Source organism: Pseudomonas fuscovaginae SE-1 (assembly GCF_000364705.1).
Classification (GTDB): Bacteria; Pseudomonadota; Gammaproteobacteria; order Pseudomonadales; family Pseudomonadaceae; genus Aquipseudomonas; species Aquipseudomonas fuscovaginae_A.
Window position 1 is genome coordinate 1 of record NZ_AQOH01000047.1, and the last position, 14294, is coordinate 14294.

At 58.7% G+C, this 14294-nt stretch carries 11 protein-coding genes; 8 read left to right on the plus strand and 3 right to left on the minus strand.

Annotation, left to right across the window (positions count from 1 at the left end):
• From dnaA to gyrB, 4 genes are all read left to right on the plus strand, one after another.
• Nucleotides 1-1134: chromosomal replication initiator protein DnaA (dnaA, locus tag K675_RS0105430; RefSeq protein WP_017902496.1), on the plus strand; the 1134-nt coding region annotated here is incomplete at its 5' end.
• Between the two features lie 38 nt (nucleotides 1135-1172).
• Entirely contained in the window at nucleotides 1173-2276 is a 1104-nt protein-coding gene (gene dnaN / locus K675_RS0105435) for a DNA polymerase III subunit beta (protein ID WP_017902497.1), read from the plus strand.
• A 35-nt stretch (nucleotides 2277-2311) separates the two neighbouring features.
• Complete coding sequence (gene recF / locus K675_RS0105440; protein ID WP_017902498.1) at nucleotides 2312-3415, plus strand: DNA replication/repair protein RecF; 1104 nt, start codon at nucleotides 2312-2314, stop codon at nucleotides 3413-3415.
• Between the two features lie 4 nt (nucleotides 3416-3419).
• The gene (gene gyrB / locus K675_RS0105445) at nucleotides 3420-5837 is read left to right on the plus strand and encodes a DNA topoisomerase (ATP-hydrolyzing) subunit B (RefSeq protein ID WP_017902499.1); all 2418 of its coding nucleotides are present in this window, start codon (nucleotides 3420-3422) and stop codon (nucleotides 5835-5837) included.
• 101 nt (nucleotides 5838-5938) lie between these two features.
• Here the strand turns inward: gyrB and K675_RS0105450 are convergent, their stop codons facing one another.
• Nucleotides 5939-6712, minus strand: a complete 774-nt coding sequence (locus tag K675_RS0105450; protein WP_017902500.1) for a helix-turn-helix domain-containing protein — start codon at nucleotides 6710-6712, stop codon at nucleotides 5939-5941.
• A gap of 136 nt (nucleotides 6713-6848) precedes the next feature.
• Between K675_RS0105450 and K675_RS0105455 the strand changes: the two genes are divergently transcribed.
• The gene (locus K675_RS0105455) at nucleotides 6849-7949 is read left to right on the plus strand and encodes a polyamine ABC transporter substrate-binding protein (RefSeq protein ID WP_026144956.1); all 1101 of its coding nucleotides are present in this window, start codon (nucleotides 6849-6851) and stop codon (nucleotides 7947-7949) included.
• Nucleotides 7950-8174: 225 nt separating this feature from the next.
• On the plus strand, nucleotides 8175-8378 hold the full coding sequence (locus K675_RS32880; protein ID WP_157383909.1) for a hypothetical protein: 204 nt from the start codon (nucleotides 8175-8177) through the stop codon (nucleotides 8376-8378).
• A gap of 70 nt (nucleotides 8379-8448) precedes the next feature.
• Here the strand turns inward: K675_RS32880 and K675_RS0105465 are convergent, their stop codons facing one another.
• Nucleotides 8449-9336 carry a LysR family transcriptional regulator gene (locus tag K675_RS0105465; protein WP_017902503.1) on the minus strand — a complete coding sequence of 296 codons (888 nt, stop codon included), beginning with the start codon at nucleotides 9334-9336 and terminating at the stop codon, nucleotides 8449-8451.
• Nucleotides 9337-9470: 134 nt separating this feature from the next.
• On the opposite strand from K675_RS0105465, the gene K675_RS0105470 reads away from it, so the two are divergent.
• Nucleotides 9471-11108 (plus strand): GMC family oxidoreductase, encoded by a 1638-nt coding sequence (locus K675_RS0105470; protein ID WP_017902504.1) that lies wholly within the window; start codon nucleotides 9471-9473, stop codon nucleotides 11106-11108.
• A gap of 195 nt (nucleotides 11109-11303) precedes the next feature.
• Nucleotides 11304-12926: an MFS transporter gene (locus K675_RS0105475; protein ID WP_017902505.1), complete on the plus strand. Its 1623-nt coding sequence runs from the start codon at nucleotides 11304-11306 to the stop codon at nucleotides 12924-12926.
• 574 nt (nucleotides 12927-13500) lie between these two features.
• Here K675_RS0105475 and K675_RS0105485 read toward each other — a convergent pair.
• Nucleotides 13501-14271, minus strand: coding sequence for a lysophospholipid acyltransferase family protein (locus K675_RS0105485; protein WP_017902507.1), 771 nt, complete (start codon nucleotides 14269-14271; stop codon nucleotides 13501-13503).
• Nucleotides 14272-14294: the final 23 nt, after the last annotated feature.

Here is a 14294-nt window from a genome sequence, read left to right on the forward strand (position 1 = left end):
GCCAGCGAAGAGCCATCCCGCGACAGCTTCGACCCCATGGCGGGTGCAGCTTCGCAACAAGCGCCGGCGCGTTCGGAGCAACGCACGGTCCAGGTCGAGGGTGCGCTCAAGCACACCAGCTACCTGAACCGAACCTTCACCTTCGAGAATTTCGTCGAGGGCAAGTCCAACCAGCTGGCCCGCGCTGCGGCCTGGCAGGTGGCCGACAACCCCAAGCATGGTTACAACCCATTGTTCCTCTATGGCGGCGTCGGCCTGGGTAAGACCCACTTGATGCACGCTGTGGGTAACCATCTGCTGAAGAAGAACCCGAATGCCAAGGTGGTCTACCTGCATTCGGAGCGTTTTGTCGCGGACATGGTCAAGGCGCTGCAGTTGAACGCCATCAACGAGTTCAAGCGCTTCTACCGTTCGGTGGATGCCCTGCTGATCGACGACATTCAATTCTTCGCCCGCAAGGAACGTTCCCAGGAAGAGTTTTTCCACACCTTCAACGCCCTGCTCGAAGGCGGCCAACAGGTGATTCTCACCAGTGACCGCTATCCGAAGGAAATCGAAGGCCTGGAAGAACGCCTGAAGTCGCGTTTCGGCTGGGGCCTGACGGTTGCAGTCGAGCCGCCCGAGCTGGAAACCCGCGTGGCGATCCTTATGAAGAAGGCCGACCAGGCCAAGGTCGAATTGCCTCATGACGCGGCGTTCTTCATCGCCCAGCGTATCCGTTCCAACGTTCGTGAACTGGAAGGCGCGCTGAAACGGGTAATCGCCCACTCGCACTTCATGGGGCGCGAGATCACCATCGAACTGATCCGCGAATCGCTGAAGGACCTGCTGGCTCTACAGGACAAGCTGGTGTCTGTGGATAACATCCAGCGGACCGTGGCCGAGTACTACAAGATCAAGATCTCCGATCTGCTGTCCAAGCGCCGTTCTCGCTCGGTCGCTCGTCCACGGCAGGTCGCCATGGCCCTGTCCAAGGAACTGACCAACCACAGCCTGCCGGAAATCGGCGACGTGTTTGGCGGGCGCGACCACACCACGGTCTTGCATGCATGCCGCAAGATCAATGAACTAAAGGAATCCGACGCGGACATCCGCGAGGACTACAAGAACCTGCTGCGTACACTGACCACTTGAGAATTGCAGCGCAGCTTATTAAGGCAAGGGACTAGACCATGCATTTCACCATTCAACGCGAAGCCCTGTTGAAACCCCTGCAACTGGTCGCGGGCGTCGTCGAACGCCGTCAGACCTTGCCGGTGCTCTCCAATGTGCTGCTGGTCGTCGAAGGCCAGCAACTGTCGCTGACCGGTACCGACCTCGAAGTCGAACTGGTTGGCCGCGTCCAGCTCGAAGAGCCTGCCGAACCCGGTGAGATCACCGTGCCGGCGCGCAAGCTGATGGACATCTGCAAGAGCCTGCCGAACGATGTGCTGATCGACATCAAGGTCGACGAGCAGAAACTGGTGGTCAAGGCTGGCCGTAGCCGTTTCACCCTGTCGACACTGCCGGCCAACGACTTCCCGACTGTGGAAGAGGGCCCGGGTTCGCTGACCTGCAGCCTGGAACAAAGCAAGCTGCGCCGCCTGATCGAGCGCACCAGCTTCGCCATGGCCCAGCAGGACGTACGTTACTACCTCAACGGCATGCTGCTGGAAGTCTCCGCTGGCGTGATCCGCGCCGTTGCCACCGATGGCCACCGTCTGGCGATGTGCTCGATGCAGGCCGACATCGGCCAGCCGGATCGCCACCAGGTGATCGTGCCACGTAAAGGCATCCTGGAACTGGCCCGTCTGCTGACCGAGCCGGAAGGCAATGTCGCCATCGTGCTTGGCCAGCACCACATCCGTGCTACCACGGGTGAATTCACCTTCACCTCCAAGCTGGTTGACGGCAAGTTCCCCGACTACGAGCGCGTGCTGCCGAAAGGTGGTGACAAGCTGGTGCTGGGCGACCGCCAGGCCCTGCGCGAAGCCTTCAGCCGTACCGCTATCCTGTCCAACGAGAAGTACCGCGGCATTCGTCTGCAACTGGCCAGCGGCCAGTTGAAGATCCAGGCCAACAACCCCGAGCAGGAAGAAGCGGAAGAAGAAGTGGGCGTCGACTATAACGGCGGCTCCCTGGAAATCGGCTTCAACGTCAGCTACCTGTTGGACGTACTGGGCGTGATGACCACCGAGCAGGTGCGCCTGATCCTGTCCGACTCCAACAGCAGTGCGCTGTTGCAGGAATCGGACAACGATGACTCGGCCTATGTCGTTATGCCGATGCGCCTGTGATCGTGCCTTACCTTCATATGTTCAGCACACGCTAGATGTCCCTCAGTCGTGTTTCGGTCACCGCGGTGCGCAACCTGCACCCGGTGACCTTCTCCCCCTCCCCGCGTATCAACATCCTCTACGGCGCCAACGGCAGTGGCAAAACCAGCGTGCTGGAAGCTATCCATCTGCTGGGGTTGGCCCGATCGTTCCGCAGCACCCGCCTGCTGCCGGTGATCCAGTACGAACAACTGGCCTGCACCGTGTTCGGTCAGGTCGAGCTGGCGGAGGGTGGACACAGTGCGCTGGGGATATCCCGTGATCGCCAGGGGGAGTTCCAGATTCGCATCGACGGGCAGAACGCCAGGAGTGCTGCCCAGTTGGCGGAAATCCTGCCGCTGCAGTTGATCAACCCCGACAGTTTCCGGCTGTTGGAAGGTGCGCCGAAGATTCGCCGCCAGTTCCTCGATTGGGGGGTGTTCCACGTGGAACCCCGCTTCATGGCAACCTGGCAACGTCTGCAGAAGGCCCTGCGGCAGCGGAACTCATGGCTGCGGCATGGTACACTTGACGCCGCTTCGCAAGCGGCCTGGGACCGGGAACTGTGCCTGGCCAGTGCCGAAATCGATGAATACCGCCGCGCCTATATCAAAGCCTTGAAACCGGTCTTTGAGCAGACCTTGAGCGAACTGGTCGAACTCGAGGGGCTGACGCTGAGCTATTACCGTGGCTGGGACAAGGAAAAAGAGCTGAGCGCCGTGCTCGCCTCCTCCCTGCAGCGGGACCAGCAAATGGGTCATACCCAGGCCGGGCCACAGCGAGCTGACTTGCGCCTTCGATTGGGGGCACACAACGCCGCGGACATTCTGTCGCGGGGGCAGCAGAAACTGGTGGTCTGCGCGCTGCGCATTGCCCAGGGGCATCTGGTGAGCCAGGCCCGGCGTGGACAGTGTATTTATCTGGTGGATGACCTGCCGTCCGAATTGGACGACCAGCATCGCCGCGCACTATGTCGTTTGCTTGAAGAATTACGCTGCCAGGTGTTCATCACCTGTGTAGACCACGAATTACTGAGGGAAGGCTGGCGGACGGAAACGCCAGTTGCGCTGTTCCACGTGGAACAGGGCTGTATCACCCAGACCCACGACCATCGGGAGTGAAGGCATGAGCGAAGAAAATACGTACGACTCGAACAGCATCAAGGTGCTGAAAGGTTTGGATGCCGTACGCAAACGTCCCGGTATGTACATTGGCGACACCGATGATGGCAGCGGTCTGCACCACATGGTGTTCGAGGTGCTCGACAACTCTATCGACGAAGCGCTGGCTGGCTACTGCGACGATATCTGCGTCACTATCCATCCGGACGAGTCGATCTCCGTTCGCGACAACGGCCGCGGTATTCCGGTCGATGTGCACAAGGAAGAAGGCGTCTCCGCAGCCGAGGTCATCATGACCGTGCTGCACGCCGGCGGTAAGTTCGACGACAACTCCTACAAGGTATCCGGCGGCCTGCACGGCGTGGGTGTGTCGGTGGTGAACGCCTTGTCCGAAGAGCTGGTACTGACCGTTCGTCGTAGCGGCAAGATCTGGGAACAGACCTATGTCCATGGCGTACCCCAGGCACCGATGGCGATCGTGGGCGACAGCGAGACCACCGGTACCCAGATCCACTTCAAGGCTTCCGCCGAAACCTTCAAGAACATCCACTTCAGCTGGGACATCCTGGCCAAGCGGATTCGTGAACTGTCCTTCCTCAACTCCGGCGTCGGCATCCTGCTGCGTGACGAGCGCACCGGCAAGGAAGAGATGTTCAAGTACGAGGGTGGCCTGCGTGCCTTCGTTGAATACCTGAACACCAACAAGACCACGGTCAACCAGGTGTTCCACTTCAACATCCAGCGTGAAGACGGCATCGGCGTGGAAATCGCCCTGCAGTGGAACGACAGCTTCAACGAAAACCTGCTGTGCTTCACCAACAACATTCCCCAGCGCGACGGCGGTACCCACCTGGTGGGCTTCCGTTCCGCACTGACCCGCAACCTGAACAACTACATCGAGCAGGAAGGTCTGGCGAAGAAGCACAAGGTCGCCACCACCGGTGACGATGCCCGTGAAGGCCTGACCGCGATCATTTCGGTGAAGGTGCCAGATCCGAAGTTCAGCTCCCAGACCAAGGACAAGCTGGTGTCGTCCGAGGTCAAGGGCGCGGTCGAACAGGAAATGGGCAAGTACTTCTCCGACTTCCTGCTGGAGAACCCCAACGAAGCCAAGCTGGTGGTCGGCAAGATGATCGACGCCGCCCGTGCCCGTGAAGCGGCGCGCAAGGCCCGTGAGATGACCCGTCGCAAGGGGGCTCTGGATATCGCCGGCCTGCCGGGGAAACTGGCTGACTGCCAGGAGAAGGACCCTGCCCTTTCCGAACTGTATCTGGTCGAGGGTGACTCCGCAGGCGGTTCCGCCAAGCAGGGGCGCAACCGTCGTACCCAGGCGATCCTGCCGCTCAAGGGCAAGATCCTCAACGTCGAGAAGGCCCGTTTCGACAAGATGATCTCGTCCCAGGAAGTGGGCACGCTGATCACTGCGCTCGGCTGTGGCATCGGCCGCGAAGAGTACAACATCGAGAAGCTGCGTTATCACAACATCATCATCATGACCGATGCTGACGTCGACGGTTCGCACATCCGTACCCTGCTGCTGACCTTCTTCTTCCGTCAGTTGCCGGAGCTGATCGAGCGCGGCTACATCTACATTGCCCAGCCACCGCTGTACAAGGTGAAGAAAGGCAAGCAGGAGCAGTACATCAAGGACGACGACGCCATGGAAGAATACATGACGCAGTCGGCCCTCGAAGACGCCAGCCTACATCTGAATGAAGACGCACCGGGCGTTTCCGGCGAGGCGCTGGAGCGCCTGGTCAACGACTTCCGCATGGTGATGAAGACCCTCAAGCGCCTGTCGCGACTCTATCCACAGGAGTTGACCGAGCACTTCATCTACCTGCCGGCGGTCAGCCTCGAGCAACTGGCTGATCATTCGGCGATGCAGGAATGGCTGGCCAAGTACGACGCCCGCCTGCGCCTGAGCGAGAAGTCCGGCCTGGTCTACAAGACCAGCCTGCGCGAAGACCGTGAGCGTAACGTCTGGCTGCCGGAGGTCGAGCTGATCTCCCATGGCCTGTCGAGCTACGTCACTTTCAACCGCGACTTCTTCGGCAGCAACGACTACAAGACCGTGGTCACCCTGGGGGCTCAGTTGAGCTCGTTGCTCGACGAAGGTGCCTACATCCAGCGTGGTGAACGCAAGAAGGCCGTGAGTGAGTTCAAGGAAGCCCTGGACTGGTTGATGGCCGAAAGCACCAAGCGCCACACCATCCAGCGCTACAAAGGTCTGGGTGAGATGAACCCGGATCAACTGTGGGAAACCACCATGGATCCGACCGTTCGCCGCATGCTGAAAGTGACGATCGAAGACGCCATCGCCGCGGACCAGATCTTCAACACGCTGATGGGCGATGCGGTCGAACCTCGCCGCGACTTCATCGAGAGCAACGCCCTGTCGGTGGCCAACCTGGACTTCTGAGTCCTGGTGGTCCGCTGCTCAAGATAAGCCCGCGCAAGCGGGCTTTCTTATTTGTCTCACTCGATCCAAACCACCGCGATTCAGGGCATTGCAGTATAGCGTTATGCAGTAGGCTTCCTGAGCAAGGCGAACAACTCGGATTGCAGCCTCACATCGAGCTTCTGGTAAATATTTCGCTTATGTACTTTTACGGTGTCGGCCGATATGCACAGCCTACCTGCAATCTCTTTATTTGAAAATCCGATACGGATGTAACGTAAAACCTCATTCTCTCTAGATGTTAGCCTGTCCGTTATTTCCGGGAATTCGTCTGGCCAATACGTTGGGGTAGAAAAGTTAAGATTGGTATCAATGCCCAATTTCACTCGCTGATGTATTAGAGCATTCATCCAGGGTTGAATTATTTCAAGAACTACTATCTGTTCTGTTCCATACTTCATGCGGCTCCCGAAAGAAATACAGAGCGTTTGATCGTTACTCAGCTTGATGTTGTACTGTACTTCATCGGTCGATATATATTGGGAGAAGTACTGAGTATAATATTCCGTTTGATGGAAATGCTCCGGTGCAATATCCTGGAGATGAAAGAAGCCACTTTGAGGGTCTTCCCTGTTGGCAATATAGAAAGGATCTAATCTAAAAAGTCCTTTTATATAAAGCTGGTGGAAGGCATCCAGTTCCTCTGTGTCTGCTTTCTCTGGCAAACTCACGATCTGGGCCCCATTGTGGCTGAAGACGAGAACCGCCCAATTGTCGATGTTGATGTACTCACGCATGGTTTTCACCAGCGATTCCCAGAAATCGGGTCGATCGAGGTGCATGATGAGCTTGGCGATGGTGCGATGCCACGACAGGCTTTGCGGGGAGGCGGTCATTTTCTACCCCTGCTGGGGTAGGTAGACGGCATAGGCTAACCCGAATCGGGTATGTGCCATGGAACTAAAAGCTGTATATTTTCTATCCTTTAGAAGATTCCACACGTTGAATTCCTTTCTGGCAGGGACTGCTTCCATGAAAACACACAGGATGTTAACAAGCTTGCTCGCCCCTCTGCTAGCCGGCGTTTTAACGTCGGCTCAGGCGGAAACGCAGACGCTCAATCTATATAATTGGTTTGGCTTGCTTGCCCCCGAGACACCTGCGGATTTTAAGAAGGCCACGGGCGTTTCTCTCCATATAGATTCGTTCGACAGCGGCGAAGTCATGCAAGGCAAATTGCTGGCAGGGCGTACAGGCTATGATGTCGTGGTTGCAACTTCCAACCTTCTGCCTGCCCTGATCAAGGCCGGTGTATTGGAACCACTCGACAGGAGTAAGCTGAAAAATTATTCGCATATCGATCCTGAGCTCCTGTCGAAGCTCGCGGCAAATGATCCAGGTAACAAGTTCGCCATTCCTTATCTGTGGGGGACCACTGGATTGGGTTATGACGTCGATAAAGTCAAAGCGGCCTTGGGTGAGTCTGCTCCCGTTGACAGTTGGGACCTGGTCTTCAAGGAAGAAAATATCAAGAAATTGAAAAGCTGCGGCGTCGCGATGCTGGACTCTCCGAGCGAGATAGTGTCGATTGCCTTGCACTATCTTGGGCTCCCCTACAACAGTCAGAATCCTGAGGACTACAAAAAAGCGGAGGCCCTGCTTCGCAAGATTCAGCCTTATGTAGCGTATTTTGATTCATCCAAGGTCGACGCTGATCTGGCGAATGGAAACATATGCGTGGTAGTTGCTTGGGCAAACACTGCCCTGGCGGCCAAGGACGTAAACGAAAAGACCCATTCCGGCAGACGGATCGCCTACAGTCTCCCGCGCGAGGGCGCTCTGGTTTGGTCTGAGAATTTTGTCCTGTTGAAAGATGCACCGCACCCCCACCAGGGTTTGAGCTTTATCGATTACATGATGGAGCCTGAGGTGATCGCCAAAACCTCGAATTACAGCTTATACCCTAATGGCAACAAAGATTCGCTTCCATTCATCGACACAAAGCTTAAAAACGACAGCTTTGTATATCCGACCACTCAGGAAATGGCCCGACTTTTCCCGCTTGAGCCTCTTCCGCTGAAATACGAAAGGATCCGTACACGAGTTTGGGTGTCTGTCAAAAGTGGCGTCTAGCCGGCACTCAGGAAACCTTCGGCCAAACGAATTCTTATTCCAACGGGGCTCCATTCCGTTTTTCTGCATCGCCGACTTCGCGAGTGGCCGAATGGATTGGAGCCAGCTCAATCGCTGCACCTGATCGAGCAAGACATCTCCAGTGTCATGCAGGACCTTGTCCTTCGGAAGTTGCTGCGCGCCACGGGCACGGAGAGAGGATCGAAGCCAAGTAAGGATGCAATCATGCGTAAAAGTGATTTCAGCGCCGATGAATTGGATACCTACGTCAACATCATGGCTGTCATCGGAGACATGTCACCAGGCCGCGTGCGGGCTATGTACATGGTTTCCAGCGGTATTGTGCGCGAGTTGATTGCCATGGCCATCAAGGACTCAATTTCCGCTGGCAACAGGGAACTGAAACTTGAGTTTCCCCTGGTAGATTGATCAATAGGCGGCGTTTCAGCCGCTCCGGGGAAGCAGGTCACTCATGGCTGATTCCATGAGGTGGAGAGCCTCAATCCGCCAGCAACACTTCCTGCTCTTTCGCACAGAGCTCCAGCAGAAAATCCCACACCACCCGCAACCGCACCGACTTGTGCAACTCGCGACGGGTACTGATCCAGTAGCTGCGCTGGATCGTCTCCTGCGGCAGCACCCGAACCAGCTCTGGATCATCCTTGGCCATGTAGTTGGGCAGCACCGCGATTCCCAATCCGGCCCGGGCGGCAATCTGCTGGGCGACCACGCTGGTGCTGCGCAGGGTCACGTTCGGCGAGCGGCAGAAGTCGTCGAGGAACAGCAGCTCCTGGCTGAACAGCAGGTCGTCCACATAGCCGATCCACTGATGTTCCGAAAGATCCTCACGGGTCGCCAGGCGCGGAGCCTTGGCCAGGTAGGCCGGGCTGGCGTAGAGCGCCAGTCGGTAATCGGTGAGCTTGCGAGTGATCAGCATGTCGGCGTGAGGACGGTCGAGGTGGATGCTGATCTCGGCCTCGCGGTTGAGGATGCTGACGAAGCGCGGTACCGCCACCAGCTCCACCTCCAGCCCCGGATAGCGTTCGAACAAGCCCCCCAGGCGTGAAGTGAGGAACATGATGCCGATGCCTTCGGTGACCCCCAGGCGGATCTTGCCCAGTGGTGCGATGGCCTGGGTGATCTCTTCCTGCGCCAGCAGCGCGACGTTCTCCATGGCCTCGGCGTGCTTGAGCAGCGCCTGGCCGGCCGGCGTCAACTCGTAACCCTGGGCATGCTGGATGAAGAGTGCGGTACCAAGGCTCTGCTCGATGGTCTCGATATGCCGGGCGACGGTGCTATGGGTGGTGTTCAGGCGCTTGGCCGCAGTCAGCAGGCGCCCGCTGCGTTGCAGCTCGAGAAAGAACCGCAGATCGTTCCAGTCGAACATGGAGCTTCCTTGTGCCTCGTGGGCTCACCTGCCCTGTTTGAAAACGCACAGCACGTGCGCAAAAACGAAGGTTTTCATCGCGAAAGTAATCAATAACATGGGCTTATACAAGAACAATAAAGGCGAGGTCCTCGATGGCATCTGCCCATTTACCCTATGACTATGTGATCGTTGGCGCCGGGCCGGCCGGTTGCGTACTGGCCAATCGGCTGTCCGCCGACCCGAGCAACAACGTGCTGCTGCTCGAAGCCGGTGGTCGCGACAACTACCCGTGGATCCACATTCCCGTCGGCTACCTGTTCTGCATTGGCAATCCGCGCACCGACTGGTGCTTCAAGACTGAATCGCAACCCGGTCTGCAAGGCCGCAGCCTGAGTTATCCACGGGGCAAGGTGCTTGGTGGCTGCTCCTCCATCAACGGCATGATCTACATGCGTGGCCAGGCCGGCGACTATGACCGCTGGGCCGAGCAGGGCAATCCGGGCTGGGCCTGGAAAGACCTGTTACCGCTGTTCAAGCGCAGCGAAAATCACTTCGGCGGTAGCGGAGAATTCCACGGTGATGCGGGTGAGTGGCGGGTGGAACAGCAGCGCTATTCCTGGCCGATTCTCGATGCCTTCCGTGAGGCGGCTGCAGAAAATGACATCGCCAGCGTCGATGATTTCAACACTGGGGATAACCAGGGCTGTGGATACTTCCAGGTCAACCAGCGATCCGGCGTGCGCTGGAATTCGGCCAAGGCATTCCTGCGCCCCGTGCTCAAGCGCCCTAACCTGACCATCCTCACCGGTGTGCAGGTCGATCGAGTCAACCTGGCCAACGGACGGGCTACGGCGGTGCAGGCGCACTGGCAAGGCGAAGAGCATCTGTTTTCGGCTCGTCGGGAAATCATTCTGTGCGCCGGCTCGGTCGGCTCACCGGGCATTCTGCAACGCTCGGGGATCGGCCCGCGCCCGTTGCTGGAGAGCCTGGGCATCGGCGTGCGCCACGAACTGCCCGGTGTGGGGGGCAACCTGCAGGATCACCTGCAACTGCGACTGATCTACAAACTCAGCAACGCCCGCACCCTGAACCAGATGGCCAACAGCCTATGGGGCAAGGCTGGCATGGGCCTGCGCTATCTTTATGATCGCAGTGGCCCGTTGGCGATGGCCCCGAGCCAGTTGGGGGCATTCGTGAAATCGAATCCCGAACAGACCTCGGCGAACCTGCAGTACCACGTGCAGCCGCTGTCGCTGGAGCGTTTCGGCGAGCCGCTGCATCGTTTCCCGGCGTTCACTGCTTCGGTGTGCAACCTGCGGCCGCAGAGCCGTGGACGGATCGATATCCGTTCGGCCGACCCGGGAACCGCGCCGCTGATCGACCCCAATTATCTCAGCGACCCCGAGGACCTGAAGGTGGCCGCCGAGGCCATCCGCCTGACCCGGCGTATCGTCGCCTCCCCTGCCCTGCGCCGCTTTGCCCCCGAGGAATACCTGCCCGGTCCGTCGCTGCAAAGCGAGGAGCAGTTGCACGAAGCGGCGGCGAAGATCGGTACCACCATCTTTCACCCGGTGGGTACCTGCCGCATGGGCAACGGTGTGCAGGACGTCGTTGATGCCCGCCTGCGGGTACACGGCGTACCGGGCCTGCGGGTGGCCGATGCCTCGATCATGCCGCAGATCACTTCGGGCAATACCTGTTCGCCCACGGTGATGATTGCCGAGAAGGCGGCGCAGATGATCCTGGCGGACGTCCGGACACCCACAGCGGAGTTATCCACAGCCCTGTAGGAGCCGCCTTGGTGGCGATGACGTCCGAATGAGCGATCAGGGCTTGTCGGGCGGATGGCAGTGTCCACACCGATGAAGGGGGCACAAGGAAGATCAGTAACAAGGCAAGACACGGATCCCGGTGACAGTCAGCCGGAATCCACAGTGGAACAACAACAATAATCACTGTGGCCCACGAGGCCGAGGACATCACTCATGTCGGACTACATCCAGCAACAGTCAGCGTCAGCCTCCGCCAGCAGCGGCAAGGAAGAGCGCAAGATCATTTTCGCGTCATCCCTCGGGACGGTTTTCGAGTGGTATGACTTTTTTCTCTATGGCGCCCTGGCGGCCGTCATCAGCAAGCAGTTCTTCGCCGGGGTCAACGACACCACCGCGTTCATCTTCGCCCTGATGGCCTTCGCCGCCGGCTTCCTGGTGCGACCGTTCGGCGCGCTGGTGTTCGGTCGGCTGGGGGACATGATCGGCCGCAAGTACACCTTTCTCATGACCATCATCCTCATGGGCCTGTCGACCTTCGCCGTCGGCCTGCTGCCGACCTACGCCAGCATCGGCATCGCCGCGCCGATCATCCTGGTGTTGTTGCGCATGCTCCAGGGTCTGGCGCTGGGTGGCGAGTACGGTGGCGCCGCGACCTACGTGGCCGAGCACGCGCCGCCCGGCAAGCGCGGTTTCCACACGGGCTGGATCCAGTCCACGGCGACCCTCGGCCTGCTGTTGTCGCTGCTGGTGGTCCTGGCCAGCCGCTACATCAGCGGCGACCAGTTCGAAACCTGGGGCTGGCGCTTGCCGTTCCTGTTGTCGATCGTGCTGCTGGGAATCTCCACCTGGATCCGCATGAGCATGCACGAGTCGCCGGCCTTCGTGAAAATGAAGGCCCAGGGCAAGGCCAGTCGTTCGCCGATCCGTGAGTCCTTCGGCTCCTGGGAGAACCTGAAGATCGTCTTCACCGCCCTCTTCAGCATCAACGCCGGGCAGGCGGTGACCTTCTATACCGCACAGTTCTACGTGCTGTTCTTCATGACCCAGATGCTGAAGATGGACCCGGGCCAGGCCAACACCTTGCTGATCATCAGCGTGGTGATCGGTGCGCCGTTCTTCGTGCTGTTCGGCTGGCTCTCGGACAAGGTCGGGCGCAAGCCGATTCTGATGATCGGCCTGCTGCTGGCGACCGTCTGCTATTTCCCGCTGTTCAAGGCCCTGAGCCATTACGCCAACCCACAGATCGATGCCGCCAGCCGGCAGGCGCCGATCGTGGTGACGGCGGACCCGGCAGGCTGCACCTTCCAGTTCGACCCCGTGGGCAAGGCGCGTTTCGACAGCCCCTGCGACAAGGTCAAGACCTTCCTGGTCAAGCAGGGCCTGCCCTACAGCTCCCAGTCCGCCGCTTCGGGCACCGAAGTGACCGTCATGGTGGGCGAGCAGAAAATCAGCGGCTTTGACGAAGCGGCCATGCGCGCGGCAATCACCCAGGCCGGTTATCCGGCCAAGGCCGAGGCGGCGGCGGTGAACGAGCCGATGGTGGTGTTCCTGATCGTCCTGCTGATCCTGATCGCGACGATGACCTACGGTCCGCTGGCGGCGGTCATGGTCGAATTGTTCCCGACCCGGATCCGCTACACCTCCATGTCCCTGCCCTACCACATCGGCAACGGCTGGTTCGGTGGCTTCCTGCCCACCGTGTCGTTTGCGCTGGTGGTCTACACCGGGGATATCTTCTACGGCCTTTGGTACCCGGTGCTGATCACCGGCATCAGCCTGGTGGTCGGGCTGTTCTGCCTGAAAGAAACCCGGGATGTGGACATCGACAAGGTCTGACATGAAAACCTGCATCTTCATGCTCGTTATTCTGAGTGGCTTAGTATCAAGCCTCGATCAGGTCGGTGCCGCTACCCTGCGTTGCGGCAAGGTCCTGATCAGTGAGGGAGATAGCTCAATCGAGGTGTTGAACCTGTCAGCCGCCAGGTCGTCGATTAGCGGCAAAACAAGCTCTTGGGAAATACGGCAGTGACCACCTGGCTGGTGTACTTCGCAGAACCGTGGGAGCCGGCGGTCCGGCGTCCCGGTTCATCCGCGAAGAACGATAACGCCGTCATTCAGGAAAACCGCGCCGTTTTGTTCGCGGATAAATCCGGCTCCCACGTATACGGCGTATGCCGTACTTTCTGAGAGCCTGTTCATGGGCTAAAGACAGTTGGCTCCCACAGGATCGGTGCATGGCACAAATCCGTGGGCCTCTGGAGGGTATCAGCGGTGGATTTTTTATCGCCCGAAAAACTTATGCACGATTTTCATCAGAAAGTCATACAAAGAAATAAGTAGATAAATCATCTACTTACGTAAATTTCCAGTAAAAAATCCAAATCTTGTACACAAGTTATCCACAGTTCGGTCAAGCAGCACTGGGGGTCTGTTCCGTCGTTGCCGGAGGCAGCGAACCCATCTCTCGCTGGGCGTTTTCATTCCAGGCCTGGGCCCTTTCGTTGAGGTCGGCAATGGCTCGTGGGCCGGTGCCTTCAGCGAACATCGGAGCGCCAATCACCACGGTGATGATGCCGGGCTTTTTCGCCCAACCGGTCTTCGGCCAGTACTTGCCGGCGTTGTGGGCGATCGGCAGTACCGGCAGACCGGCATTTACTGCCAGGGCCGTGCCGCCACGGGAAAACTTGCCGACAGTGCCATAGGGCACGCGGGTGCCCTCCGGGAAGATCAGTACCCAGGTATTGTCCTTGAGCAGCTCATCGCCCTTCTTCGCCACGTGCTTGAGCGCTTCCTTCGGATTGTCCCGGTCGATGGCGATCGGCCGCAGCATGGCCATGGCCCAGCCGAAGAACGGCACGTAGAGCAATTCACGCTTGAGCACCTGGCTCAGTGGCGAGAAGTAGGCCGACAGGAAGAACGTTTCCCAAGTGCTCTGGTGGTTCGACAGAATCACGCAGGGCCGTTCGGGAACGTTGTGCGCACCTTTCACCTCGACCCGGATATTCAAAAATACCTGGGTCAGCCACAGCGCGCAGCGGCACCAGTACACGTTGATGAAGCGATAGCGCGCCTTGAACGGCAGGAACGGCGCGACGAAAAAGCTCAGGGTGCACCACAGCAGCGAACTGGTGCCCAGCAGCAGGTAAAAGAAAAAGGTTCTGATGGCCTGCAGGATCGACATAGCGACATTTACCGTTGCGGGCA